This is a genomic window from Massilia sp., from assembly GCF_031995545.1.
In the GTDB taxonomy this organism is placed as follows: domain Bacteria; phylum Pseudomonadota; class Gammaproteobacteria; order Burkholderiales; family Burkholderiaceae_D; genus Telluria.
Genome location: NZ_DAMAGA010000026.1, coordinates 1 through 25,505 on the forward strand (window position 1 = coordinate 1; position 25,505 = coordinate 25,505).

17 protein-coding genes, 1 tRNA gene and 1 riboswitch are annotated in these 25,505 nt (G+C 64.4%); of the genes, 11 read left to right on the plus strand and 7 right to left on the minus strand.

Annotated elements, in window-relative coordinates; all coding sequences use genetic code 11:
• Nucleotides 1-94: 94 nt before the first annotated feature.
• A tRNA-Val gene (locus tag RTQ83_RS16790) sits at nucleotides 95-170 on the minus strand.
• 414 nt (nucleotides 171-584) lie between these two features.
• On the opposite strand from RTQ83_RS16790, the gene RTQ83_RS16795 reads away from it, so the two are divergent.
• Both RTQ83_RS16795 and RTQ83_RS16800 read left to right on the plus strand, forming a co-directional pair.
• Nucleotides 585-2,816 carry a TonB-dependent receptor gene (locus RTQ83_RS16795; protein ID WP_312516899.1) on the plus strand — a complete coding sequence of 744 codons (2,232 nt, stop codon included), beginning with the start codon at nucleotides 585-587 and terminating at the stop codon, nucleotides 2,814-2,816.
• Between the two features lie 154 nt (nucleotides 2,817-2,970).
• Nucleotides 2,971-3,108 carry a hypothetical protein gene (locus RTQ83_RS16800; RefSeq protein ID WP_312516901.1) on the plus strand — a complete coding sequence of 46 codons (138 nt, stop codon included), beginning with the start codon at nucleotides 2,971-2,973 and terminating at the stop codon, nucleotides 3,106-3,108.
• A 24-nt stretch (nucleotides 3,109-3,132) separates the two neighbouring features.
• On the opposite strand, the gene RTQ83_RS16805 is transcribed toward RTQ83_RS16800, so the two are convergent.
• Nucleotides 3,133-4,557, minus strand: a complete 1,425-nt coding sequence (locus RTQ83_RS16805; RefSeq protein ID WP_312516903.1) for an MATE family efflux transporter — start codon at nucleotides 4,555-4,557, stop codon at nucleotides 3,133-3,135.
• Nucleotides 4,558-4,871: 314 nt separating this feature from the next.
• Here RTQ83_RS16805 and RTQ83_RS16810 point away from each other — a divergent pair, with 314 nt between their 5' ends.
• The 3 genes from RTQ83_RS16810 (at nucleotide 4,872) to RTQ83_RS16820 (ending at nucleotide 8,873) form a co-directional block, all read left to right on the plus strand.
• A complete protein-coding gene (locus RTQ83_RS16810) occupies nucleotides 4,872-6,698 on the plus strand; it encodes a S8 family peptidase (protein ID WP_312516905.1) in 1,827 nt (608 codons plus the stop codon).
• A 123-nt stretch (nucleotides 6,699-6,821) separates the two neighbouring features.
• Nucleotides 6,822-7,889 (plus strand): DNA polymerase IV, encoded by a 1,068-nt coding sequence (gene dinB / locus RTQ83_RS16815; RefSeq protein WP_312517006.1) that lies wholly within the window; start codon nucleotides 6,822-6,824, stop codon nucleotides 7,887-7,889.
• Nucleotides 7,890-7,976: 87 nt separating this feature from the next.
• Nucleotides 7,977-8,873 carry a recombination-associated protein RdgC gene (locus RTQ83_RS16820; RefSeq protein ID WP_312516907.1) on the plus strand — a complete coding sequence of 299 codons (897 nt, stop codon included), beginning with the start codon at nucleotides 7,977-7,979 and terminating at the stop codon, nucleotides 8,871-8,873.
• Between the two features lie 88 nt (nucleotides 8,874-8,961).
• Here the strand turns inward: RTQ83_RS16820 and RTQ83_RS16825 are convergent, their stop codons facing one another.
• Entirely contained in the window at nucleotides 8,962-10,605 is a 1,644-nt protein-coding gene (locus tag RTQ83_RS16825) for a catalase (protein WP_312516909.1), read from the minus strand.
• A gap of 114 nt (nucleotides 10,606-10,719) precedes the next feature.
• Nucleotides 10,720-11,205, minus strand: a complete 486-nt coding sequence (locus RTQ83_RS16830; protein ID WP_312516911.1) for an asparaginase domain-containing protein — start codon at nucleotides 11,203-11,205, stop codon at nucleotides 10,720-10,722.
• 147 nt (nucleotides 11,206-11,352) lie between these two features.
• Here RTQ83_RS16830 and RTQ83_RS16835 point away from each other — a divergent pair, with 147 nt between their 5' ends.
• Complete coding sequence (locus tag RTQ83_RS16835; protein ID WP_312516913.1) at nucleotides 11,353-12,129, plus strand: L-asparaginase; 777 nt, start codon at nucleotides 11,353-11,355, stop codon at nucleotides 12,127-12,129.
• Between the two features lie 36 nt (nucleotides 12,130-12,165).
• Here the strand turns inward: RTQ83_RS16835 and RTQ83_RS16840 are convergent, their stop codons facing one another.
• Nucleotides 12,166-13,158 (minus strand): D-2-hydroxyacid dehydrogenase family protein, encoded by a 993-nt coding sequence (locus RTQ83_RS16840; RefSeq protein ID WP_312516915.1) that lies wholly within the window; start codon nucleotides 13,156-13,158, stop codon nucleotides 12,166-12,168.
• 344 nt (nucleotides 13,159-13,502) lie between these two features.
• Here RTQ83_RS16840 and RTQ83_RS16845 point away from each other — a divergent pair, with 344 nt between their 5' ends.
• Together RTQ83_RS16845 and RTQ83_RS16850 are read left to right on the plus strand one after the other, a co-directional pair.
• Nucleotides 13,503-15,371, plus strand: a complete 1,869-nt coding sequence (locus RTQ83_RS16845) for a phosphoenolpyruvate carboxykinase (GTP) (RefSeq protein ID WP_312516917.1) — start codon at nucleotides 13,503-13,505, stop codon at nucleotides 15,369-15,371.
• Between the two features lie 174 nt (nucleotides 15,372-15,545).
• On the plus strand, nucleotides 15,546-16,571 hold the full coding sequence (locus tag RTQ83_RS16850) for a MerR family transcriptional regulator (protein ID WP_312516919.1): 1,026 nt from the start codon (nucleotides 15,546-15,548) through the stop codon (nucleotides 16,569-16,571).
• A gap of 110 nt (nucleotides 16,572-16,681) precedes the next feature.
• Here the strand turns inward: RTQ83_RS16850 and uvrA are convergent, their stop codons facing one another.
• Nucleotides 16,682-19,531, minus strand: coding sequence for an excinuclease ABC subunit UvrA (uvrA, locus tag RTQ83_RS16855; protein WP_312516921.1), 2,850 nt, complete (start codon nucleotides 19,529-19,531; stop codon nucleotides 16,682-16,684).
• Nucleotides 19,532-20,042: 511 nt separating this feature from the next.
• Between uvrA and ssb the strand changes: the two genes are divergently transcribed.
• The 3 genes from ssb (at nucleotide 20,043) to RTQ83_RS16870 (ending at nucleotide 24,724) form a co-directional block, all read left to right on the plus strand.
• Nucleotides 20,043-20,540, plus strand: coding sequence for a single-stranded DNA-binding protein (gene ssb / locus RTQ83_RS16860; RefSeq protein ID WP_211525176.1), 498 nt, complete (start codon nucleotides 20,043-20,045; stop codon nucleotides 20,538-20,540).
• 212 nt (nucleotides 20,541-20,752) lie between these two features.
• Nucleotides 20,753-20,971: riboswitch (cobalamin riboswitch) on the plus strand.
• A 197-nt stretch (nucleotides 20,972-21,168) separates the two neighbouring features.
• Nucleotides 21,169-23,277, plus strand: a complete 2,109-nt coding sequence (locus RTQ83_RS16865) for a TonB-dependent siderophore receptor (protein ID WP_312516929.1) — start codon at nucleotides 21,169-21,171, stop codon at nucleotides 23,275-23,277.
• A gap of 7 nt (nucleotides 23,278-23,284) precedes the next feature.
• Nucleotides 23,285-24,724 (plus strand): PepSY domain-containing protein, encoded by a 1,440-nt coding sequence (locus RTQ83_RS16870; RefSeq protein WP_312516931.1) that lies wholly within the window; start codon nucleotides 23,285-23,287, stop codon nucleotides 24,722-24,724.
• A 15-nt stretch (nucleotides 24,725-24,739) separates the two neighbouring features.
• On the opposite strand, the gene RTQ83_RS16875 is transcribed toward RTQ83_RS16870, so the two are convergent.
• Nucleotides 24,740-25,504: a ThuA domain-containing protein gene (locus RTQ83_RS16875; RefSeq protein WP_312516933.1), complete on the minus strand. Its 765-nt coding sequence runs from the start codon at nucleotides 25,502-25,504 to the stop codon at nucleotides 24,740-24,742.
• Nucleotide 25,505 lies beyond the last annotated feature (1 nt).

The following is a 25,505-nucleotide window of genomic DNA, read 5'->3' on the forward strand; positions in this document are numbered from 1 at the left end:
CCCGCGACCCCCGGCGTGACAGGCCGGTATTCTAACCAACTGAACTACCGCTCCGTTTACTCTGATCATTACTTCGATCAACCATCGAAATGTTTGGTGGGCGCTGAGAGGCTCGAACTCCCGACCTAATCCTTGTAAGGGATCCGCTCTACCAACTGAGCTAAGCGCCCATTCCGTGGTTTCTATCTGACGCTTGTCATTGCGTCCGAAGAGGCCCGAATTATAGAGGCTCCCTTTCGAAATGTGCAAGGTTTTTTCAACAGAATCGAACACGGCCTTTTTTCACGCCATCCGGCCGGCGCGCGAACCCCCGATCGTCGCCTGCAACGATCTGCGCATATGCATGTGTTGTAATCAGGATCAGGTGACAGTGTTTTACTTGCAGTCGCGGGGAGCGATCACGGACAATACCGTCTTTGACAAGTCGGCAACTTAAAAACATCGCAAAGATGTGCGCCTTAGATGCGCAGCCGAAGGCGGCCATATCCGCTTGCGCACCCCTGACCGGATACTCCGGGGGGGACAGCGTCCATAAGAAGAGAAACGGGGACATCGGTTCTTTTTTTAATCAACAGGAAAACTCCATGACCAAGATGTCCAAGATGCACCAGCGCGTTATCAGCGCGCATGGCGCAGCGCTGGCCTTTACCGCCCTGATGCCGATCGCACAAGCGGTGGCGCAGACGACGACGACCGCCCAAGCCGCTCCCGAGCTGCAGTCGGTGACCGTGACGGCCCAGCGCCGCACGGAAAATATCCGCGACGTGCCGGTGTCGGTCACCGCGCTCAAGGGCGACCGCCTGGACGTCCTGGTCTCCGGCGGCGAAGACATCCGCCTGCTGGCCGGCAAGGTGCCGAGCCTGAACGTCGAATCCTCGAACGGGCGTACCTTCCCGCGCTTCTACATCCGCGGCTACGGCAACACCGACTTCAACACCTTCGCCTCGCAGCCGGTCTCGCTGATTTATGACGATGTGGTGCAGGAGAACCCGATCCTGAAAGGCTTCCCGATCTTCGACCTGGCCAGCGTCGAAGTGCTGCGCGGCCCGCAGGGCACCCTGTTCGGCCGCAACACCCCGGCCGGCGTGGTCAAGTTCGAATCCGAGAAGCCGAAGCTGGGCAAGGTCGAGGGCTACTGGAACGCCTCGCTCGCCACCCACACCACCGCCAACGTCGACGGCGCCGTCAACGTGCCGCTGTCGGATAAATGGGCGATGCGCGTGTCGGCCGCCGGCCAGCACCGCGACGACTACGTCAAGAACTACAGCGACGTCGCGCGCACCAATCAGATCAACAAGCTGGACGGCTACAACGAACACGCCGAGCGCGTGCAGTTCCTGTACCGCCCGGACGACAACTTCAATGCCCTGCTGAACCTGCACCAGCGCCAGACCACCGGCTCGGCGCGCCTGTTCCGTGCCAACTTGATCAAGAAGGGCAGCAATACCTTCGCCGACGGCACCGACCTCGACAGCATCGTCACCAACGGCCAGAACTTCCAGAGCCTGAAGACCAACGGCGCCAACCTGCGCCTGCAGTGGGACATCGGCGCGTTCCGCCTGTTCTCGATCACCGGCTACGAGCACATCAGCGACTACAGCAGCCGCGGCGACATCGACGGCGGCACCCCGGCCGGCCCGGGCTTCATCCCGTTCCAGGTCGAAACCAACGGCTATATCAGCGACCTCGACCAGTACACCCAGGAATTCCGCCTGGAGTCGAAGAACGAAGGCCCGTTCAACTGGCAGACCGGCGTATATTACTTCGATGAAGATGTCACCGGCGGCAGCGACAACTTCGAGAGCGTGACCTACACCCGCACCTCGCGCCTGGTGTCGAACCAGACCAACAAGGCGTGGGCGGTGTTTGGCTCGGCCACCTACAACCTGACCCCGGACTGGACCATCCGCGGCGGCGTGCGCTACACCAAGGACGAGAAAGAGTTCAGCACCCAGGTGGCGCAGAACGTGGTGCAGATCGGCCCACGTTCGGTCGAGACCGACAGCAGCAAGACCAGCTGGGACGTGTCGGCCACCTATAAGCTGAACAACAACGTCAACCTGTACGGCCGCGCCGCCACCGGCTTCCGCGCCCCGAGTATCGCCGCCGCCTCGGCATCGGTGCCGATCACCGTGGCCGACGCCGAGACCATCAAGTCGGTCGAACTGGGCGTGAAGGCCGACCTGTTCGAGCGCCGTGCACGCACCTCGTTCTCGATCTACGACTACACCATCGAAGACCAGCAGCTGACCGTGGTCGGCGGCAACTCGAACGTGAACCGTCTGATCAACGCCGACAAGACCAAGGGCAAGGGCGCCGAGTTCGACTTCGAAGCCGCCATCAGCACCGCACTGCGCGTGAGCGCCGGCGCCAGCTACAACTACACCCAGATCCGCGATGGCAGCCTGTCGGTCAACCGCTGCGCCCAGTGCACGATCACCGATCCGATCAACGCCGCCGGCCGCGTCGAGATCAACGGCAACATGCTGCCGCAGGCACCGCGCTGGACCTTCAACGCGACCGCGCGCTACGGCGTGCCGTTCGCGGACGGCGAACTGTACGTGTTCACCGACTGGTCGTACCGCAGCAAGGTCAACTTCTTCCTGTACGAAGCGGCCGAGTTCACCGGTGCGCCGCTGACCGAAGGCGGCGTGCGCCTGGGTTACATCTTCGCCGACGGCAAGTATGAAGTGGCCGCCTTCGGCCGCAACATCCTGGACCAGCGCCGCGTCACCGGCGCGATCGACTTCAACAACCTGACCGGCTTCACCAACGAGCCGCGTCAATGGGGTCTGCAGGTCAAGGGCAACTTCTAAGCTGCACGCATCGACCGGTTAGCGCCGGTTGAATGACAAGGGCTGCGCAGTGCGCAGCCCTTTTTACTTGTGCCGCGCGCGCTTGTGTACGCGCTACGGAACAGGGCATGGCATACACTCTGCATATAATTTCATTAACTTATCGGAGTGAACCATGGAGGAAGCCGTGAAGAATGTCGATGTAAAAGTCACTGTGGATGTACGCGTCGACCCGGTCGGCGTCGCCATCTTCCTGACCTCGGTCGCCGCGACCTGGTATTTCCTCAAGAAGAACGTCAAGAGCCTGGCGTAAGCCGCCAGCCTGGCAGCCGGCGATTCAGCGCAGGCTGCCTTCCTCCACCATCGTTTCCTTGGCCACCTCGGCCACCTGGCGGTCGTCCTCGGTCAGGCGCACCGTCTTCCAGCTGCCGCGCGCGAACCACGCCACCGACACCAGCGCCACCGCGATATTGGTCACCGGGAACGACCACCACAAGCCGTCCGCCCCCAGCGTAGTGTGTTTTGCCAGCACATAGGCCAGCGGAAACTGGATCATCCACTGCGACACCATGGCGATGATCATGGCGCTGAGCATATTGCCCGAGGCCCGGAACGCCGACACGATGCACAGCTGGATGCCGATCCCGCCCCAGGCCAGGCACATGATGCGGATGAAATGGGCGCCACCCTCGATCACCGCAGCGTCGTCGGGAATGAAGAAGCGCACCAGCCACGGCGCGCACAGCCAGGCGACGCCGCCCAGCAGCGTCAAAATGGCGAAGCTGGCCACCGTGCCCAGCCACGTGATGCGCTCGGCGCGCGCGGTGTTGCCGGCGCCAATGTTCTGCCCGACCAGCGTCGCCACCGCCATCGCGATGCCCATCACCGGAATCGTGATCACCTGCAGGATGTTGGAGCCGACGCCATAAGTCGCGATCGCCAGCGTGCCGAAGCTGGCCACCAGAAACGACATCACCATCAGGCCCAGCGCCCGGGTCGACAGTTCCACCGAGCCCGGCAGGCCGAGGAAGAAGGCGCGCTTCAGGTACACCGGATCGGGCTTGAAGCCGCGCCAGGACAGCGCGATGCCGTGCCGACCGCGCAGGAACACCAGCATGCCCAGGCCGGCCGCCAGCGCCTGCGTGACCAGGGTCGCATACGCCGCGCCCATCACGCCCTGGCCGGGAACTGGCCCCCAGCCGAAGATGAACAGCGGATCGAGCACGAAGTTGAGCAGCACCGTGCCGGCCACGATCATCAGCGGAATCCGGGTCTGGCCGACGCCGCGCATCAGCGCCTGGAACATGGCGTACATGAACACGAATAGGATGCCGACGAACGACACGCGCAGGAAGCCGAGCGCGCCGCTATACACCTCGGGCGCCACGCCCAGCAGTCGCAGCAGGGTAGGAGCCAGCATGAAGCCGATGGCGCCGAACACGATCGAGGTGATCACCACCATCAGCATAGTCTGCGCCGCCACATGGTTGACCATGTCCTGGCGCCCGGCGCCGACGTATTGCGCGGCCATCGTGGCGCCGGCCATGGCCAGGCCCGAGCCGAGCGCGATCACCAGGAAGGTGACCGGGAAGCTGACCGAGATCGCGGCCACGGCCGAGGCGCCCAGGCGCCCGACCCAGAAAGCGTCGGTCAGCTGGTAGCCGGTCTGCAGCAGGTTGGCGAGCATGATCGGGATCGCCAGCGTGACCAGTGCGCGGGGGATCGAGCCTTCGAGGAACAGGGTTTTGCGGTCGGGTTTCATGCATTCATGCTAAGCCATCCGGGTAAAGCATGATGTCCGCCAGACGCTTCCGGTTACCCATTGATCGCCACCAAGAGTGTGGTTCAAGAAATTTTGTGAATTAACTGAACAGCCAAAGAAACGATGTTTTTACAGATTTCACCTTTGTGACTGTTGTACAGACACCGAAAACCGCTGAATTTTCGCTTCGGCTGCTCTTCCTTTAGGACTACGCTGGACTAGCCGCGTTCAGACGGCGCCGGCTCCAATGCGGGCCATACAACGACACGGGCGAAGCTCTTCGCCCGACGGAAAAACCTAAATAAGGAAGAACCATGAAGCAAGCGCATTCGATTCATCCTGCAATGTTGAAGATGTGTGCAGCGGTCTCGCTGGCGATCGCGGCGTCCTCGGCCCTGGCGGCCGCGGGCGCCGTGGGGCAGGCGGCCGGGCAAGCCGAGGGGCAGAAATTCATCCTGGAGACAGACCGCATCATCGTGAAGTACAAGGACGCCAAGGCCGCCGCCAAGGGCGTTGCCGCCCGCGTGGCGCCGCTGAGCGGCAACCGCAAGGCCATCCTCGACCGCGCCGGCCAGCAGTTCGGCATCGTGGTGCGCGAAAGCCATGCGATCTCGACCGGCGCACAGGTGTTCAACCTGGACCGCAAGCGCGGCCTCAAGGAAGTGCAGTCGCTGGCCGCCGAGATGATGGCGCGCGACCCGTCGATCGAGTACGCCGAGCCGGACCGCATCATGACCCATATGGCGACCGCCAACGATCCGCGCTACGGCGAGCAGTGGCATTACTTCGACACCACCGGCGGCCTGCGCCTGCCGGCCGCCTGGGACAGCTCGACCGGCAGCGGCGTAGTGGTGGCGGTGATCGACACCGGCTACCGCCCGCACGCCGACCTGAGCGGCCAGTTCCTGCAGGGCTATGACTTCATCAGCACCGCCGCCATCGCCAACGACGGCGGCGGGCGCGACAGCGACGCCAGCGACACCGGCGACGCCGTCACCGCCGGCTCCTGCGGCAGCGGCCAGCCGGTCCGCGACCAGACCTCGAGCTGGCACGGCACCCACGTCGCCGGCACCATCGCGGCGCGCACCAACAACAGCGTCGGCGTCGCCGGCGTGGCCTACAACGCCAAGATCGTGCCGGTGCGCGTGCTGGGCAAGTGCGGCGGCTATACCTCGGACATCGCCGACGCCATCACCTGGTCCTCGGGCGGCACGGTGTCGGGCGTGCCGGCGAATGCCAACAAGGCGCGCGTGCTGAACCTGTCGCTGGGCGGCGGCGGCTCGTGCGACGTCACCACCCAGAACGCCATCAACGGCGCCCGCTCGCGCGGCGCGGTGGTGGTAGTGGCGGCCGGCAACGACGCCACCAACGTCAGCAACGCCAGTCCGGCCAACTGCTCGGGCGTGATCGCAGTGGCCGCCACCGGCCGCACCGGCGGGCGCGCGTCCTACTCCAACTACGGCACCCTGGTCGACGTCGCGGCCCCGGGTGGCGACGGCGCCAACGGCGTGCTGTCGACGCTGAACGCCGGCACCGGCGCTCCGGCCGGCGACAGCTACGCGTTCTATCAGGGCACCTCGATGGCCACACCGCACGTGGCCGGCGTGGCGGCGCTGATGCTGGCGCTGAACGCCAACCTGACGCCGGACGAGATCGAATCGCGCCTGAAATCGACCGCGCGCGCCTTCCCGGCCAGCTGCTCGGGCTGCGGCAGCGGCATCGTGGATGCGGCGGCGGCAGTCGCCGCGGCCACGGCGCCGGTCTCGCAGCCGGCGACGCTGGCCGAAAGCGAGGCCAACAACACCATCGCCACCGCCGATCCGGTCACGACCGCCAACACCACGGTCAGCGGCAACATGGGCAGCAGCAGCGACAGCGATTACTTCCGTGTCAATCTGCCGGCCGGCAAGACGCTGAGCGCGACCCTGACCCCGGGAACGACCAGCGCCGACTACGACCTGTACGTCTACAACGCCAGCGGTACCCAGCTGGCCGCGAGCGAGAACAGTGCCGGGCAGACCGACAGCGTCAGTCTGTCGAACACCGGCAGCGCGGCTGCCGCACGCTACGTGCGCGTGGTGTACTACAGCGGCGGCACCGGGGCGACCAACGGCCGCTACACGCTGAAGCTGAACTGGTAAGCCGGCCCGGCTTGCCTTAAACGCGATTTGGAACGATACTGTATGCAACTACAGTAGTCGTTCCCATCGCCGGCATTCCACCCGTGGGGCGGCCTCGCCAGCGTGAACGCCCCACTCCGAAAAATCATCCATTGCGATTGCGATTGTTTCTACGCGTCCGTCGAGATGCGGGACGATCCGTCCCTGCGCGGCCGGCCGCTGGCGGTCGGCGGGCGCCAGGATCAGCGCGGCGTGGTTGCCACCTGCAACTACGAGGCGCGGCGCTATGGCATCCATTCGGCGATGGCCACCGCCACCGCGATCAAGCTGTGCCCGGACCTGCTGGTGATCCCGCCGGCGATGGAAAAGTACCGCATCGCCTCGCGCCAGATCATGGCCATCTACCAGGACTACACCGACATCGTCGAGCCGCTGTCGCTGGACGAAGCCTACCTGGACGTCACCAATTCGCCGCACTGCAAGGGCAGCGCCACCCTGATCGCGCAGGAGATCCGGCGCCGCATCTTCGAGACCGTCGGTATCACCGCCTCGGCCGGTGTGGCGCCGAACAAGTTCGTGGCCAAGATCGCCAGCGACTGGAACAAGCCCGACGGCCTGTTCCTGGTGCGTCCGGAAGAGGTGGATGCCTTCGTGGCGGCGCTGCCGGTGAAGAAGCTCCACGGCGTAGGCAAGGTCACGGCGGAAAAGATGAACCGGCTCGGCCTGCAAACCTGCGCCGACCTGCGCGCCTGGAGCATGGACCAGCTGCAGGAACACTTCGGCAGCTTCGGCGCACGTTTATACGACCTGAGCCGCGGCATCGATTACCGCGAAGTGAATACCTCGCGCGAGCGCAAGTCGATCAGCACCGAAGAAACCTATACCCCCGACGTACCCGACCTGGCCGGCTGCATCAAGCTGCTGCCCGAGCTGCACGAGCACCTGCTGGGCCGCATCAAGCGCGCCAATGCCGAAAAATTCATCAACAAGCTGTTCGTGAAGATCAAGTTTTCGGACTTCCAGCAGACGACCGTCGAGTGCGTTGGCTACGCGCCACACATTCCGACCTATGCGCGCCTGATGGAAACCGGCTGGGCCCGCGCCAGCCGGCCGGTGCGCCTGCTCGGCGTCGGCGTGCGCCTGAGCGATACCGAGATCGTCGAGCAGCTGCGGCTATTCGACGATGCTCTGGACGACTCGACAACAGAGTAATTTTTGCCGTCCCCTTTATGACGATATTGCTGCGCAGCAGCGTAGAATGTCGTTCCTTCGAAACACTGAAACAATTGGATTAAGCCTATGTGGTTCAAGAATCTTCAGATCTACCGTCTTCCCGCCCCGTGGAACTTCACCCCGGAGCAACTGGAAAAAGCCCTCGAGCCGCAGGCTTTCGTGCCGTCCAGCAGCAATGAACTGCTGCGCCAGGGCTGGGATGCGCCGCGTCCGAACGGCGGCCTGGTGCACACCGTGAACAAGCAGATGCTGGTCATGCTCGGCACCGAAAAGAAACTGCTGCCGGCATCGGTCATCAACCAGGTGGCCAAGGCCAAGGCGGCCGAGTTGGAAGAGCAGCAGGGCTTCCCGCCAGGCAAAAAGGCGATGAAGGACCTGAAGGAACGCGTGGCCGACGAACTGCTGCCGCGCGCCTTCACCCTGCGCAGCAACGTCTGGACCTGGATCGACCCGGTCAACGGCTGGCTGGTGGTCGACGCCGCCAGCCCGGCCAAGGCCGATGACGTGGTCAAGCTCCTGCTGAAAGCCGTGGACAAGATGCCGCTGGAAAGCCTGCGCGTGCAGAAGTCGCCGGTGGCCGTGATGACCGGCTGGCTGGAAGCGGACGAAGCGCCATACGGCTTTACCATCGACCAGGACACCGAACTGCGCGCCACCGGCGAAAGCCGCGCCGCGGTGCGCTATGTCAAGCACACGCTGGAACCGGACGACATCCGCCGCCACATCGCCGCCGGCAAGCAGTGCACGCGCCTGGCCATGACCTGGAACGACCGCATCAGCTTCGTGCTGACCGAATCGCTGGCCATCAAGAGCATCAAGCCGCTGGACGTGATCAAGGAAGGCGAAAGCCCAACCTATAACGACGATGAGCGTTTCGACAATGACATCGTGCTGATGACGGGTGAGCTGGCCAAGATGCTGGCCGACGTGGTGGATGCGCTGGGCGGCGAAGCGAAAGCTTAAGTTCAGCAATATGTCGTAGGGTCGGCGGGTTTCCCGCCAACCCTACACGCCCCGGTAACATGACCGGGTACGTGCCGGCGATATCACATCACTTCGCCGCGGCGACTTCCTCGCTCGTTGCCGGCTCTTTCTTTCCTTCCGACGAAGCACCATTCTCCAGCTCCCCGCTGGTATAGGTCGCCCCCTGCCGCTTCTGATGCGGCGCCGGACGATTCGGCAGCGGCGGCAACGCCTTCGCCTTCTCTAGATCCACCCCCGCGATCTCGGCCACACGACGGCCGTAATCCTCGTCGCAATGCCACAGATGCCACACCATGCGCAGCTGGATCGGTTCCGGGCACTGCTTCAGGTCGCCACCGACGTTGGCCACCAGATCGTCACGCTCCCAGTCCTCGAAGCTGCGATAGCGCGCGCCGGCCTGGTGGTAATCCGACTGGGTAGTGGTGGTCTGATAGCGCCCCAGGTGGCCTTCCACCCACTGGTGGTATTCGGAACCCGGCGTCTGCGCTTCCTGGTAGCCGCCCATCAGGCTCGGCTCGTAATTGATGTGCTTGTTCTCGTCCTGGCTGCCGTCGACGCCGTCCACGTAGAAGGTCATCTGGCCGTCGCGCTGGTTGGTGCGGGCGCGGGCTTTTTCTTGTGGGGCATTGATCGGCAACTGCAGGTAGTTCGGCCCGACGCGGTAGCGCTGGGTGTCCGAATACGACAGGGTGCGGCCCTGCAGCATCTTGTCGTCCGAGAAGTCGATGCCTTCGACCAGCACGCCGGTACCGAAGGCCGACTGCTCGGTTTCCGCGAACACGTTGTCCGGGTTCTTGTTGAGCACCATGCGGCCCACCGGCAGCAGCGGGAACTGGTCTTCCGGCCATCGCTTGGTGTCGTCCAGCGGATCGAAGTCGAGCTCGGGATGCGCGCCGTCGGCCATCAGCTGGACGCAGAATTCCCATTCCGGATAGTCGCCGCGCTCGATCGCGTCATACAGGTCGCGCGTGGCGTGGCTGGTGTCGCGGCCCTGGATTTCGGCGGCTTGCGCACTGGTCAGGTTGCGCACGCCCTGTTTCGGCTGCCAGTGGAATTTGCACAGGTGCGCCACGCCCTGGTCGTTGACCAGTTTATAGGTGTTGACGCCCGAGCCTTCCATCTCGCGGTAGTTGGCCGGAATGCCCCATGGGCTCTTGACCCAGGTAACCATGTGCAGCGCTTCCGGGTGGCTGCAGATGAAGTCGTAGAAGCGCCACGGCTCCTGCTGGTTAGTGACCGGATCGGGCTTGAACGCGTGGATCATGTCCGGGAACTTGATCGCGTCGCGGATGAAGAACACCTTCAGGTTATTGCCTACCAGGTCCCAGTTGCCGTCGACGGTCTTGAACTTGACGGCAAAGCCGCGCGGATCGCGCGCGGTTTCCGGCGACTCCTTACCGCCGATCACGGTCGAGAAGCGCACGAACATCGGCGTCTGCACGCCGGTCTCGTTGAGCACGCGCGCGCAGGTGTATTTGGAAGCCGGTTCGTCGCCGATCTTGCCGTAGGCTTCGAAATAGCCGTGGGCGCCGGTGCCGCGCGCATGCACCACGCGTTCGGGGATGCGCTCGCGGTCGAAGTGGGTGATCTTTTCGATGAACTGGTAGTTCTCGAGGGTGGCCGGGCCACGCTCGCCGACGGAACGCAGCGACTGGTTGTCGCGGACAGGGTGGCCCTGGCGCGTGGTCAGCGTGGGACGCTGTTCGTTCATTGCCTTCTCCTTCAAAAGTCGGGGATGAGAAGGGCAGTATAGAAAGTCGAACAGGAAGGCAGCGCGCGGCTGCCTTCGCTTTCCTGCCTGTACCGACAGGAAAGTACGCGGTGTTTACAGCGGCTGGAACACGCCGGCGCTGCGGTTCTTGGTGACGTTATCCCATGGGAAAACCTGGCCATTCATCGCCACGTACACGCCGGCCGGCAGGGTCTGCGCCACGCCGCAGGCGAAGCCCAGGTTGAACAGCGCGTCCGAATTGGCGATCTCGTAGGGGATCATGGCGCCGGTCAGGATGATGGTCTTGCCCAGCTCGGCCGCGCCCAGCACGGCGGCGGTGTCGCGCATGGTGTCGGTGCCGTGCACGATCACGATCGCCGGCTCGCTCGCGGCCTGACAGGAGGCCAGCACGCGTTGGCGATCCAGGTCCTGCATGTCCAGCGAGTCGAGCAGCGGCAGCACTTCGAGTTCGACCGGCACCGTCATGCGGCTGCGCTTGATCACCTCTGGCAAGTGGCTTTCGGCAAAGCCGAGCACGCCGTTCAGTTCGTTGTAATGCTTGTCGAAGGTGCCGCCGGTGGCGATGAGGCGCAAAGTCATGTTGGTTTATCCACTCGCAGAAATAAGGTGCATCATGATAGCGGCAAAATGCGTGTTTCGAGATGTGACTGCGCTAGAATTGACCGGATCGGATGAGTACACTCAGCGTGTTTTTCCTTCTCGTCTTTCCTTCTCTCCCATACTCCCATGAAAGCCGTCGCACCCGGAACCGTCATCTTCCACCGCCATCGAGGCTATGGCGTGATTACCCACGTCAACCTGCTGACCGGCTGGATTTCGGCGCGCTTCGGCAATGAAGCGCGCACGCTCGACCTGAACCTGTCGAGCGACGAAGTGCAGCATGCCGACGGCGAGCCGATCCTGTTCCGGCGCGAGCCGCCCGACCGCATGCCGCACGCGCGCCTGATGGCCGTGGTGCGTGCGCTGCACCAGGCCGGCTACCAGAAGCTGTACCTGTATTCCTGGCCCAAGCCGTCCGGCCTGCACTGGCGCTGGCACCTGTTCACCGGCCCGCGTACCTGGATGCAGCGCACCTGGCGCGAAGGCTGGTATGGCTCGGGCGCGGACTACAATAACAATCCGGTGCTGGGCTGGGGCGATGTGCCGGGCGCGAGCACCGATGAGCTGATCCATGCGCTGGCCAAGTTCGATCCGCAGGGACTGGCGCAGGCGCTGGGGCGCGACGAGGATCACACGGCCTGGTTCGCCCAGGCCTGCGACTTGCTGCTGCCGGGTTACATGTACAGCCTGAATATGGAGCGGCCCGCCGGCGGCGGGCTGGTGGAGGCGCCGGCGGTGCCGATCGTACCGGTGCGGGCCGGGCTCAAGCCGTATGCCGGGGCCGATATCGGCTGGCCACCGGGCTGGGCAGGCTTGTGGACCGGCACCCATGTGATGCCGGCGCCCAAGATCAATCTCACCGGCGTGCCGGAAACCCGCCGCACCGAGAGCGACCGCGCCTGAGCCTGTGGCGCTGAGTGCCCGGCTCAGCGTGCCAGATCAGCGCTGAGCGAGCGCTTCCGGATTCAGGATATTGCTCGGCTCACCTTGCGCGAAGCGCAGCACGTTCTCGAACGCGCTCCTGAAGTACAACTCGTAACTGTCCTTCTCGACATAGCCCAGATGCGGCGTCGCCAGCACGGTGGGAATGTGCAGCAGCTCGGCGTCGCCGGGCAACGGCTCGCTGGTGAACACGTCCAGTGCCGCACTGCCCGGACGGCCGCGCCTGAGCGCCGCTTCCAGCGCGCCTTCTTCCACCAGTTCGGCGCGGCTGGTATTCACGAACAATGCATCCGGCTTCATGCGCGCCAGGTCGGCCGCGGTGACGATGCCACGCGTCGAGTCGGCCAGCCGCAGATGCAGGCTCAGCACATCGGCCTGTTCGAACAGCGCTTCGCGCGACGGCGCCGCCTCGAATCCATCGGCAATCGCCGCTTGCCGGCTGGCCTCGCTTCCCCATACGATCACGCGCATCCCGAACGCACGCGCATACCCGGCCACCAGCCTGCCGATCTTGCCGTAGCTCCAAAGCCCCAGCGTACGTCCCTGCAGCACGCGGCCCACGCCATTCAGCACCGGATTGATCGAGGCCGTCTGCCACAACCCGTCCTTCAGGTTGTTCGCATACGGCACGATCTTGCGGCTGGCCGCCATGATCAGGGCCCAGGTCAGTTCGGCCGGCGCGGTCGGCGAACCGACGCCTTCGGCAATCGCGATCCCGTGCTCGCTCGCCGCCGCCACGTCGATGTGGCCGCTGACCTTGCCGGTCTGCGAGATCAGCTTCAGGTTCGGCAGCCTGGCCAGCAGCGCGCGCGGGAAAGTGGTGCGCTCGCGGATCAGCACCAGCGCATCGAACGGCGCCAGCCGGATCGCCAGCTGGCCCAGTCCGCGGGTCGAACTGGTGAACACTTTAACCTCATGGCCCTCCAGCATCTGGAAGCAGTCGAGGCCGCGCACAGCGTCCTGGTAGTCGTCGAGAATCGCGATTTTCATGTGAGTTGTCTCAATTGCATCTATCGTGCGTAAACAAATAACAGGATCCGGGCAAGGGTTGAATAGCCTACTACATTAGTCAACCAAATTTCCTACTTTTTTGTAATGGATGAGGTCGAAACGCGGTTTGGCGGGTGTACAATCGCCCGGAACTTGAGGGAATGACACGTATCCAACGGTGCTTGCGAAGCACCGATCACAGCCTTGCCACAGGCTGATGACACCACAGCTGAACCGCCGCATCATGCCTCTTCCGCCGGGCCATTCGCCCCTGGACGGACCCGGTCGAACACGGCGATCCAGACGATTCCAGACCAGAATTCTTAATTGGCATTGGAGGCACCATGAATCAGCCCGTGATGGGCGGCATCGCCGCACTGAACGTTCCAGCTTACATCAAACACCAAAAGCTCATCAATTGGGTCGCGGAAATCGCTGCCTTGACCAAGCCTGACAGCATCTATTGGTGCGACGGTTCGGAAGAAGAGTACGACCGCCTGTGCGCACAGATGGTCGCGGCCGGCACGATGAAGAAACTGAATCCGGCCAAGCGTCCGAATTCCTACCTGGCCTGGTCCGACCCGACCGACGTCGCGCGCGTCGAAGACCGCACCTTCATCTGCTCCGCTACCAAAGAGCAGGCTGGCCCCACCAACAACTGGATGGAGCCTGCCGAGATGCGCCGCACCCTGCATGGTCTGTTCGACGGCTGCATGGCCGGCCGCACCTTGTACGTGGTGCCGTTCTCGATGGGCCCGCTGGGTTCGCCGATCGCCCACATCGGCGTCGAGCTGTCCGATTCGCCCTATGTCGCCGTCAACATGCGCATCATGACGCGCATGGGCAAGGCCGTGTACGACGTGCTGGGCAACGACGGCGAGTTCGTGCCCTGCGTGCACTCGGTCGGCATGCCACTGGCAGCGCACCAAGCCGACGTGGCCTGGCCGTGCAACGCCACCAAGTACATCGTGCATTACCCTGAAACGCGCGAAATCTGGTCGTTCGGCTCCGGCTACGGCGGCAACGCGCTACTGGGCAAGAAGTGCTTCGCGCTGCGCATCGCCTCGAACATGGGCTACCAGGAAGCGCTAGCCGGCGGCACCGGCTGGCTGGCCGAGCACATGCTGATCCTGGGCGTCGAATCGCCCCAAGGCGACAAGCAATATGTGGCCGCCGCCTTCCCGTCGGCCTGCGGCAAAACCAACTTCGCGATGCTGATCCCGCCGAAAGCCTTCGACGGCTGGAAGGTGACCACCATCGGCGACGACATCGCCTGGATCAAGCCGGCCGCGGACGGCAAGCTGGTCGCGATCAACCCGGAAGCTGGCTACTTCGGCGTGGCCCCGGGCACCAACGAAAAGACCAATCCCAACTGCATGGCTTCGCTGCGCGCGAACGTGATCTTCACCAACGTCGCACTGACCGACGACGGCGACGTGTGGTGGGAAGGCATGACCAAGGAAGCCCCGGCGCACCTGATCGATTGGCAGGGCAAGGACTGGACCCCGGCCTCCGGCACCAAGGCCGCGCACCCGAACGCGCGCTTCACCGTCGCCGCGACCCAGAACCCGGTGATCGATCCGGCCTGGGACGATCCGGCCGGCGTACCGATCTCGGCCTTCATCTTCGGCGGCCGCCGCTCGACCACGGTGCCGCTGGTGACCGAGGCCAACGACTGGGTGGACGGCGTCTACATGGCCGCGACCATGGGCTCGGAAACCACTGCCGCCGCCGCCGGCCAGATGGGCGTGGTGCGACGCGATCCGTTTGCGATGCTGCCGTTCATCGGCTACAACATGAGCGACTATTTCCAGCACTGGCTCGACCTCGGCAAGAAAGTAGCCGCGATCAACCCTGCAGCGCTGCCGAAGATCTTCTGCGTCAACTGGTTCCGTACCGGCGCCGACGGCAGCTTCGTGTGGCCGGGCTACGGCGACAATATGCGCGTGCTGAAATGGATCCTCGACCGCACCGCCGGCAGCGCCGCGGCCGGCAACGCGCACCTGTTCGGCACCTCGCCTTCGTATAGCGACCTGAACTGGGAAGGCGCGGACTTCAGCGAAGCGCAGTTCGCCCAGATCACCTCGATCGACAACCGGGACTGGGCCGATGAGCTGAAGCTGCACAGCGAACTATTCGAGAAACTGGCCTACCGTCTGCCGCAAGAGCTGGTGGATACCAAGGCCAGGTTGGAGAAGCAACTGGCCGGCTAAGACCGGCTGGAGTGGGGGAGAGGGCCGCTGCACGACGGCGGCCATACAACAAGAGACAGGGGCGGCGCCAGTGGCGTCGCCCCTGTCTCATTGCAGAGGTGGGTATTGTAGGCTTGACCCTCACGCTGCGTCAGGCTCCATGCTGTCCGGACGCATGAAGAGAGGACGAAAACGATGCTGCTGAAAATTGGAGAACTGGCAAAGCGCACCGGCCTGACGGTACGCGCCTTGCACCACTACGACGCCATTGGGCTGCTGTCGCCTTCCGCGCGTTCCGATGCCGGTTACCGGCTGTACAACGAAGCCGACATCGCCCGCCTGCACCGCATTCTTGCACTGCGTCGGTTCGGGCTGGCGCTGGCCGACATTGGAACCACGCTCACCAGACCCGACCTGTCGCTGGCCGCCGTCGTGGCGCGCCAGATCGACACGCTGACCGAACAGATCCAGCAGGCACGCACCTTGCGCAGCCGCCTGTCGCGACTGCAAAAGCAGCTGGCCGATGGACAGGAACCGGATCTGGCCGACTGGCTGACGACACTGGAGCAGATGACCATGTACGACAAATACTTTTCGCAGGAAGAACTCACGCAATTGCCGATCTACACGCAGGCCGAAGCGGTAGAACCCGAATGGCAAGCCCTGGTGGCACAGGTGCAGGCCCTGATCGACGCCGGCACAACGCCGGACGATGCCAGTGCCCAGGCGCTGTCGCAACGCTGGATGGCGATGGTCAAGCGTGACACGGCAGGCAACCCGGTACTGTTTGCCAAGCTCAACGCGATGCATGAGCAGGAGCCGGAGATGCAGAGGCGCACCGGCATCACGCCGGCGATGATGGCGTTCGTGCTGGCAGCGTCCAAGACGCACCAGTTGTCGATCTACGCCAGATACCTGGATGCCGACGAGCTGGCTTTCATGCGCGCCAATCTCGGCAAGCGCGATGCCGAATGGCCGCCGCTGATCGCCCGGGTGCGCACCGCGATCGACAACGGCTGCACACCCGATTCGCCCGAAGCGCGCACGCTGGCGCTGGCGTGGTTCGATCTGTTCCGCTCGTTTGCAGGGAACGATCCGGCGACTCAGCAGAAGATCCGCCAGGCGCTGCAGAACGAGCCGGAGCTGACGCAGTCGGGGATGGTGGATGAGGAAATGCGCGACTTCATCCGCGCGGCGATGGGAGCGTTGCAGGCAAAGTGATGCGACTCCGACCATGAAAACAAACAGGGACAGCGCTAGTGGCGCTGCCCCTGTCATGGACTACTGTCATACCGTAGGGTCGGCGGCGGCGAAGCCGCCAACCCTACCGATCAAGCTTTCAGCAATGGCTTCAGATACTTGCCGGTCGGGCTATCCTTGACCTTCGCCACCTGCTCCGGCGTACCGCACGCCACGATCGTACCGCCACCCGCGCCACCTTCCGGCCCCAGGTCGACGATCCAGTCCGCGGTCTTGATCACGTCCAGGTTGTGCTCGATGATCGCGAGCGTATTGCCCTGGTCGCGCAGACGGTGGATCACCTTCAGCAGCAGATCGATGTCGGCAAAGTGCAGACCGGTGGTTGGCTCATCCAGGATGTACAGCGTACGCCCCGTATCGCGCTTCGACAGCTCCAGCGACAGCTTGACGCGCTGCGCCTCGCCACCCGACAGCGTGGTCGCGCTCTGGCCCAGCTTGATGTAACCGAGGCCCACGTCCAGTAGCGTCTGCAGCTTGCGCGCAATTACCGGCACCGGCTTGAAGAACTCGTGCGCATCTTCGACCGTCATCTCCAGCACTTCGGTGATGCTCTTGCCTTTGTACTGCACTTCCAGCGTTTCGCGGTTGTAGCGCTTGCCGTGGCAAACGTCGCACGGCACGTACACGTCCGGCAGGAAGTGCATCTCGACCTTGATCACGCCATCGCCCTGGCACGCTTCGCAGCGGCCGCCCTTGACGTTGAACGAGAAGCGCCCGGCCGAGTAGCCGCGTTCCTTGGCCGTCGGCACCGTCGCGAACAGGTCACGGATCGGCGTGAACACGCCGGTGTAGGTCGCCGGGTTCGAACGCGGAGTACGGCCGATCGGCGCCTGGTCGACCGAGATCACCTTGTCGAAGTGCTCCAGGCCGTGGATCGCGGTGTGCGGCGCCGGCTCCGTCTGCGAACCGTACAGGTGGCGCGACAGCGCCGGATACAGCGTGTCGTTGATCAGCGTCGATTTACCGGAACCCGAGACGCCCGTGATACAGGTCAGCAGGCCGACCGGCAGGTTCAGGGACACGTTCTTCAGGTTGTTGCCGGTGGCGCCGGTGATCACCAGCTGGCGCGCCGGATCGGACTTGGTGCGTTTCTTCGGTACCTCGATCTTGCGCCGGCCGTCCAGGTACTGCGCAGTCAGCGAGTGCTCGTTCTGCATGATCTGCTCGAGCGTGCCTTCGGCGATCACCGCGCCGCCGTGCACACCCGCGCCCGGGCCCATGTCGACGATGTAGTCGGCAGTGCGGATCGCGTCTTCGTCGTGCTCGACCACCAGCACGCTGTTACCGATGTCGCGCAAATGCTTCAACGTCGCAATCAGGCGATCGTTGTCGCGCTGGTGCAGGCCGATCGACGGCTCGTCCAGCACGTACATGACGCCGGTCAGGCCCGAGCCGATCTGCGACGCCAGACGGATACGCTGCGCCTCGCCGCCGGACAAGGTGTCCGCGCTGCGGTCGAGCGACAGGTAATCCAGGCCGACGTTGTTCAGGAACTGCAGGCGTGCCACGATTTCCTTGATCACGCGCTCGGCGATGTCGCGCTTGGCACCCGACAGTTGCAGCGAGTTGAAGTACTCCAGCGTCTCGCGCAATGGCTTGTCGGACACCTCATAAATGGCGCGCTGCTGCTCGCCCTGGCCGATCTTGACGAAGCGCGCTTCGGTACGCAGGCGCGCGCCGTCGCACACCGGGCATTTCTTTTCGTTGATGAACTTGGCCAGCTCTTCCTTGACCGCCATCGAATCGGTTTCGCGGTAACGGCGCTGCAGATTGTTCACCACGCCTTCGAAGGTATGCTCGCGGATCACTGTGCGGCCGCGCTCGTTCACATAGGTGAACGGGATCGCGGTCTTGCCCGAGCCGAACAGCACGGCTTCCTGCGAAGCCTTCGGCAGTTGCTCGAACGGCTTGTCGAGATCGAAGTCGTAATAGGCTGCCAGGTTCTGCAGCATCTGGAAGTAGAACTGGTTGCGGCGATCCCAACCCTTCACCGCGCCGGACGCCAGCGACAGGTGCGGGAAGGCGACGATGCGCTTCGGATCGAAGAACTCGATATGGCCCAGGCCGTCACACTCCTGGCAGGCGCCCATCGGGTTGTTGAACGAGAACAGACGCGGTTCCAGCTCTTGCAGCGAGTAGCCGCACACATTACACGCGAACTTGTTCGAGAACACGGTCATGTTCTCGGTGTCCATTTCATAGGCGATCGCACGGCCATCGGCCAGGCGCAGCGCGGTCTCGAAGCTTTCCGCCAGACGCTGCTTGATTTCGGGATTGACCTTGACGCGGTCGATCACGACGTCGATGCTGTGCTTCTCGGTCTTCTTCAGCTTGGGCAGCTCGTCGATCTCATAGATCTTGGGCGCAGCCACGCCGCTGGCGATACGGAAGCGCACGAAGCCCTGCGCCTGCATGGCCTGGAACAGGTCGCCGTGTTCGCCCTTGCGGCCTGCCACCACCGGTGCCAGGATCATCAGCTTGGTGCCTTCCGGCATCGCCAGCACGGCATCGACCATTTGCGACACGGTCTGGGCCGACAACGGCTCATGCGGGTGCTGCGGGCAGTACGGCGTGCCGACGCGCGCGTACAGCAGACGCAGGTAGTCGTGGATTTCGGTGACGGTGCCGACGGTCGAGCGCGGGTTGTGCGAGGTCGCCTTCTGCTCGATCGAGATCGCCGGCGACAGGCCTTCGATCAGGTCGACGTCCGGCTTTTCCATCAGCTGCAGGAACTGGCGCGCATAGGCCGACAGCGACTCGACGTAGCGGCGCTGGCCTTCGGCGTACAGCGTGTCGAAGGCGAGCGAGGACTTGCCCGAGCCCGACAGGCCGGTGATCACGATCAGCTTGTTGCGCGGCAGGTCGAGATTGATGTTCTTCAGATTGTGCGTGCGGGCACCACGAATGCGAATTTCTTCCATTAAGGTCGGCAGACTTTCTATCAGTGTTAGCGGGGCCGCGCACGCAAAATGCGAGGTGAGCGGGCCAATCGGGGAGAACCCATTAGTGTAGCTGGTTTTTGTTGCGGCTGTACATTTATCCAGTGGTTGTGTGCCAGCGATGCCGGTTTGGCATGCCGGTTGGACCAATGCACGTGCCCGCTTAAAAAGCGGTGTTGGTCGTATGTGGGCCATTCACGCCCGGCTTCAATGACAAAGCGTTCAGAAACCGAAAATAATTTTCCGCGACCCGATTTGGGTAGGGTTGGCAACTCTGCTGCCGACGCGTCCAGCCGGCCCAGGCACTGCCACACGACTTCCAACATGACAACAATCTCGCCTCTCCGTGCGCTGCACGCCGATGAGCCAACCCAACAAAATATGACTTTTTAAACCGGCCGGCCGGCCTCATAATAGTGAGTTGCAATCCACCGTTTCCTGACGCTTAGTCAAGTGCAGAGTCAGGGCTCACATATCCCAAAGGAGTAACAAAATGGCATCAGTCAACAAGGTCATCATCGTCGGCAACCTCGGCCGCGATCCGGAAATCCGCTACATGCCGAGCGGCGACGCCATCGCCAACATCGCCGTGGCAACGTCGTACAAATCGAAAGACCGCAACACCGGCGAGCAGAAAGAGCTGACCGAGTGGCACCGTATTTCGTTCTTCGGCCGCCTGGCCGAGATCGTTGGCCAGTACCTCAAGAAGGGCTCGTCGGTCTACGTCGAAGGCCGCCTGCAGACCCGCAAGTACACCGACAAGGACGGCATCGAGCGCTACGCGACCGACATCATTGCTGAAAACATGCAAATGCTGGGCGGCCGCCAGGGCATGGGCGGCAACGACATGGGCATGGGCGGCGGCATGGACGACGACTACTCGGCGCCACAGCGTCCGGCCCCACGCCAGGCTCCGCCGGCACCGGCCGCACGTCCGCAGCCGAAACCGGCGCCGAACTTCTCGGATATGGACGACGACATTCCATTCTGATCGTCGCTCAGTATTTCGTGCTGATCTGGAAAACGCCCTGCTGGTCTGCCAGCAGGGCGTTTTTGTTTTAGGGGTGCTGAACCAGCAATCACATGCTTGCCGGGCCAGAACCGAAGCACCGCATGACGGCGCAATCCGCCAGATGTGCCGGCGCGATGCGCCATCCGTCATCACAATAATCCGATGACAATCCCATATTGGTCCCTGTAGAATCCCGCTCACAAGTGAATGGTGCCCTCCTGCTCGTCTGCCGGAGGGTGAAACGGGAAGCCGGTGACGCACGCGAACTCCATCGCGCGCCAGTCCGGCGCAGCCCCCGCTGCTGTAAGCCTGACGACCCTGGTCCAACGCCACTGTGCTCTGCACGGGAAGGCATGACCGGGGAAGGATGACGGCAAGCCAGAAGACCGGCCTTCACGAAGCATTGCGCATGTCCCGGGGTGTGGACGTGCCGGTTGGTGGTTCGTCGTTCCCTGTTTCCTGTGACTGCAGCGCGGTCGCGTTTTGTCGTCGTCCCGACGCTGCTTGCGCACGCCGGTACCGCGCACGCGCGCGCCAGGCAATCATGGAACGATCGCGGCCGCCGTGTTTTCACGCGCATTCCCGCGCATTGATGGAAGTCGTTCACATGAACACCCCCAAGCTTTCCCGCGCCCGCTTGGCGCGCATCCTCCTGGTTCCGGCCGGCCTGTCGGTCGCCGCCTCCGCCCACGCCTTTGTCGATCAGCCGCTCCCCACCGTCACCGTGCGCGGCACGGCTGCCGACGAAGGCCTGTCGCTCGACCGTCCGCATGCCAGCGGCAGCCGCCTGGGCCTCAGCGCCCTCGACCTGCCGGCCAGCGCCGAAACGCTCACCGCCGCCGCCATCGAAGCGCGCGGCGACCTGCAGGTAAAGGATGCCGTCACCCGCACCACCGGCCTCACCGACAGCAGCTCGCCCGGCAACGGCATCAGCTACTCGGCGCGCGGCTTCAACGGCAACAGCTCGATCGGCCTGCTCGAGAACGGCCAGCGCCTGCTGGTCGGCTCCGGCACCACCACCTATCCGGCCGACCCATGGGGCTACGACAGCATCGACGTGCTGCGCGGCCCCGGCTCGGTGGTCTACGGCAGCGGCACTACCGGCGCCATCATCAACGCCATCCGCAAGGCGCCGAAACGCGAGACCTCGGTCGAGGTCCTGCTCGGCGCCGGCAGCAGCGAGTCGCTGCGCGCCGGATTCGGCGCCACCGGTGCGCTGGGCGAACAGGGCGCGTTCCGCGTCGACGCCTATGCCGGTCGCAGTGACGGCTTCATCGACCGTGGCGAATCGCGTCACGGCAAAATCCTGACCAGCATGACCACGCGGCTCGCTCCAGGTGTGACGCTGTACGCGCAGCTGGACCACGCCGAACAGGAACCGCGCCGCTACTTCGGCACGCCGCTGGTCGACGGCCGCCTGGCGCGCCACCTGCGCGACGAGAACTACAACGCGGGCGACGCAGTGCTGCGCTTCGTCGACGACAAGGCGGTGGCGCGCCTGAACTGGCAAGTGTCGCCGGCCCTGGAGATCAGCAACGAGCTGGCCTACTTCAAGGGGCGCCGCGACTGGCGCAACATCGAATCGTACGCCTTCGACACGGCCGCCAACGTCGTCAACCGCAGCGACTACATCGGCATCCGCCACGACCAGGAGCAGACCGCCAATCGCCTGGAAGCGCGCCTGAACAGCGGCGCCAATCAGGTGGTGGCGGGCTGGGAAGTCTCGACCATCAACTTCATGCACACCAATAATTCGCCGTACGGCGGCGCGTCGAGCGTGGCGCCGACCGGTTTCGATCCCGGCAGCTTCTGGGACACGCCGGATCCGCTGCTGCCGAACTTCGCCACCGACACGCTGACCCACGCCTTCTATCTCGAAGACGCGTACCGCGTGAACGAACGCCTGGTGCTGCTGGCCGGCGCGCGCCATGACCGCTACAAGGTCGACCGCGCCAACCTGCTGGCCGCGAGCGGCAACTTCGAGGCCACGCTACGTTCGAACTCGGTGCGCCTGGGCGCGACCTGGAAGCTGGCGCCGGACACCTCGCTGTACGGCCAGTTCAGCACCGGCAGCGACCCGGTCACCAGCATCCTGTCGCTGAACCTGGCCAACAGCCGCTTCAAGCTGACCGACGCGCGCCAGGTGGAGTTCGGCGTCAAGCAGATGCTGGCCGGCGGTCGCGCCGAGTGGACCGCCGCCGTGTACGACATCAAGAAGGACGACATCATCACGCGCGATCCGAACAATGCAGCGCTCTCCGTGCAGGGCGGCTCGCAGAGCTCGCGCGGCGTGGAAGTCACCGCCAGCGCCAGCCTGGCGCCGGGCTGGCGCGTGGACGCGAATGCGGCCTACACCGACGCCGAGTTCGACGAGCTGCTGGAAGCGGGCGGCGTCTCGCGCGCCGGCAACCGCCCGGCCGACGTGCCGAAGACCTCGGTCAACCTGTGGCTGAACCACCGCGCCGCCGCATGGCGCGCCGGCGCCGGCCTGCGCTACGTGGGCGAGCGCTTCATCAGCAATGCCAATACGCAGACGCTGCCGGCCTACACCACGCTGGATGCATCGCTCGGCTGGGCCCTGAGCCGCAACGTACAGCTGCAGCTCAACCTGCGCAACCTGACCGACAAGCTGTATGCGATCACCTCGTACGGCTCGACCCAGTATCTGCTGGGCGACCGCCGCAACGCGGAACTGACCGTCCACTGGCGTTACTGATGCGGCCATGATGGGATCGTGGAAGCGCCAGTTGCACCTGCTGCACCGCTGGTTCGGGATCGGCATCGGCCTCCTGGTGCTGCTGTGGTTCGGCTCGGGCATCGTGATGATGTACGTGCCGTATCCCGAGCTCACCGAGGAGGAACGCATGGCCTGGCTGGCGCCGCTCGATCCGGCGCTGGTCGCGGTCGATGCCGATGCAGCGTGGCGTGCTACCGGCGTGCCGGGCCTGCCCGACGCGGTGCGGCTCAACACCGTCGCCGGGCGGCCGGCCTGGCACTTCCAGCACGAGCGCGTGCATCACTCGGTGTGGGCCGACAGCGGCGCGCCGCTGGAAGTGAACGGCGAGATCGTCAACGCCAGCGCGCTCGCCGCGGCGCCGGGCGCACGCTGGTTCGGCGCCGACGTGATCGACCTCGATCAGTGGACCTTCGGCCGCGTCAGCGCGCACCGGCCGCTGTACCGGGTGACGGCCGACGATGCCGCCGGCAGCGTGCTGTACGTCTCGGGCCGCACCGGGGAGCTGGTGCGCGACACCACGCGCAGCGAACGGGCCTGGAACTGGGTCGGTTCGGTGGTGCACTGGGTGTACCTGACGCCGCTGCGCAAGCACGGTGACGCGTGGCGCCAGGTGGTGATGTGGACCTCGGGCGCGGCGCTGCTGCTGGTGTTGTCGGGCATGGTGCTGGGCATCCAGCGCCTGCGCGTGCGGCGCCGTTATGCGGGCGGCCGCATGTCGCCCTATAAAGGCTGGCAGCGCTGGCATCACTGGCTCGGGTTGGGCATGGGCACGCTGGCCATCACCTGGCTGTTCAGCGGCTGGCTGTCGGTGGGACCGTTCGGATTTCCCTCGGCGCCGGGACCGTCGGCACAGGACCGGCTCGCGTTCGCCGGCGGCGCGCTCGCTGCCGGCGACCTGACCGTGGATGCGGCGGCGATCCTGCGCCGTCATCCGGGCGTGCTGGAGCTGGAATGGCGGCGCGTGGATGGCGCGCTGTACCTGTCCACGCTGGGCAGGGCACGGCGTGGGTTGGTCGATGCGCGCACCGGTGCATCGGTCGAGACGCTGCCCCAAGCTGTGCTGGCGCACGCAGTGCAGGCGCTCAGGCTAGACGTGCCGCTGCACCTGGACATGCTGCATGAGGCGGATGATTACTACTACACTCACCATCGCGCGGCAGCGTTCCCGGTGCTGCGCGCGCGCTTCGACCTGCCGCAGGCGCCGACGTTCTATGTCGATCCGCGCCAGGGACAGCTGGTCGGGTATGTCGATCGCGATACCAGGTGGGACCGCTGGCTGTTCAACGGCCTGCACCGGCTCGACTTTGCCATCCTGCGTACGCGGCCGCTGTGGGACGCGGTCGTGATCACCTTGTGCGTACTGGGCGTACTGCTGACTGCCAGCGGTCTGGTGCTGGGTTGGCGCCGCCTCCAACGCGGGATGTGACGCGACGCTGCGCGATCAGCGTCGTTGTCCCAATCCGGTCGCAGTCCAGTAGATCCCACCCATCAGGTGCAGCAGATACTGCGGGTCCCGATACTGCTCGCCGTTGTGCCCGAGGGTGGTCACGAACACGCGGCCCTGCTCATGCCGGTGATGCCACGCGATCGGATGCTCCTTGCCCATCGGCTCCGACACCTGCCCCGGCCAGATCTTGCGCGGGTCGTAGCTCGACTCGTCCACGTTCAGTACCGGGTTGATCTTCACGTTATAGGGATTGGTGGTGACATAGAACTCGTCGCTCCAGATCCAGCGCTCGGGCAGACCGTAGGTGGCGGGGAAGCCCTTGTCGACAGTCGTCACGACGCCGGTCTGCAGCATCGGATGCACGCCTACCCGGCGCCCGACCAGCTTCTCGTACCACGGCCAGGCATCAAGCGGGGTGATCGCCGCGCGGTGCACCACCATCGCATTGCCGCCGCCGCGCATGTACTCTTCGAACTTCGCGCGCTGCGCCGGATTGAGTTCTTCGCCCGGCGTATTCAGGAACATCACCGCCGCGTACTGGCGCAAGTCGCCCTCGAACACCTGGGTCTTGTTGGTCCACACCAGCTCGAACGCGTGCAGCTTGGCCAGCCGTTCCAGGCTGTCGCGCGCGATCGGGATGTATTCATAGTGGTACTTGTTCGGAATCGCCAGCACCAGCAGCTTGAACTGGTTGTCGGCCAGGGCGTCCGGAATGCCGAGTGTCGCCAGCGCCAGGGTGGCAGTCAATGTGCGGGTCATC

Bases quoted from the DNA above. Each gene is read 5' to 3' on its own strand.
- RTQ83_RS16795 (WP_312516899.1), top strand. From the start codon at position 585: ATGACCAAGATGTCCAAGATGCACCAGCGCGTTATCAGCGCGCATGGC.
- RTQ83_RS16800 (WP_312516901.1), top strand. From the start codon at position 2,971: ATGGAGGAAGCCGTGAAGAATGTCGATGTAAAAGTCACTGTGGATGTA.
- RTQ83_RS16805 (WP_312516903.1), bottom strand. From the start codon at position 4,557: ATGAAACCCGACCGCAAAACCCTGTTCCTCGAAGGCTCGATCCCCCGC.
- RTQ83_RS16810 (WP_312516905.1), top strand. From the start codon at position 4,872: ATGAAGCAAGCGCATTCGATTCATCCTGCAATGTTGAAGATGTGTGCA.
- RTQ83_RS16820 (WP_312516907.1), top strand. From the start codon at position 7,977: ATGTGGTTCAAGAATCTTCAGATCTACCGTCTTCCCGCCCCGTGGAAC.
- RTQ83_RS16825 (WP_312516909.1), bottom strand. From the start codon at position 10,605: ATGAACGAACAGCGTCCCACGCTGACCACGCGCCAGGGCCACCCTGTC.
- RTQ83_RS16830 (WP_312516911.1), bottom strand. From the start codon at position 11,205: ATGACTTTGCGCCTCATCGCCACCGGCGGCACCTTCGACAAGCATTAC.
- RTQ83_RS16835 (WP_312516913.1), top strand. From the start codon at position 11,353: ATGAAAGCCGTCGCACCCGGAACCGTCATCTTCCACCGCCATCGAGGC.
- RTQ83_RS16840 (WP_312516915.1), bottom strand. From the start codon at position 13,158: ATGAAAATCGCGATTCTCGACGACTACCAGGACGCTGTGCGCGGCCTC.
- RTQ83_RS16845 (WP_312516917.1), top strand. From the start codon at position 13,503: ATGAATCAGCCCGTGATGGGCGGCATCGCCGCACTGAACGTTCCAGCT.
- RTQ83_RS16850 (WP_312516919.1), top strand. From the start codon at position 15,546: ATGCTGCTGAAAATTGGAGAACTGGCAAAGCGCACCGGCCTGACGGTA.
- uvrA (WP_312516921.1), bottom strand. From the start codon at position 19,531: ATGGAAGAAATTCGCATTCGTGGTGCCCGCACGCACAATCTGAAGAAC.
- ssb (WP_211525176.1), top strand. From the start codon at position 20,043: ATGGCATCAGTCAACAAGGTCATCATCGTCGGCAACCTCGGCCGCGAT.
- RTQ83_RS16865 (WP_312516929.1), top strand. From the start codon at position 21,169: ATGAACACCCCCAAGCTTTCCCGCGCCCGCTTGGCGCGCATCCTCCTG.
- RTQ83_RS16870 (WP_312516931.1), top strand. From the start codon at position 23,285: ATGATGGGATCGTGGAAGCGCCAGTTGCACCTGCTGCACCGCTGGTTC.
- RTQ83_RS16875 (WP_312516933.1), bottom strand. From the start codon at position 25,504: ATGACCCGCACATTGACTGCCACCCTGGCGCTGGCGACACTCGGCATT.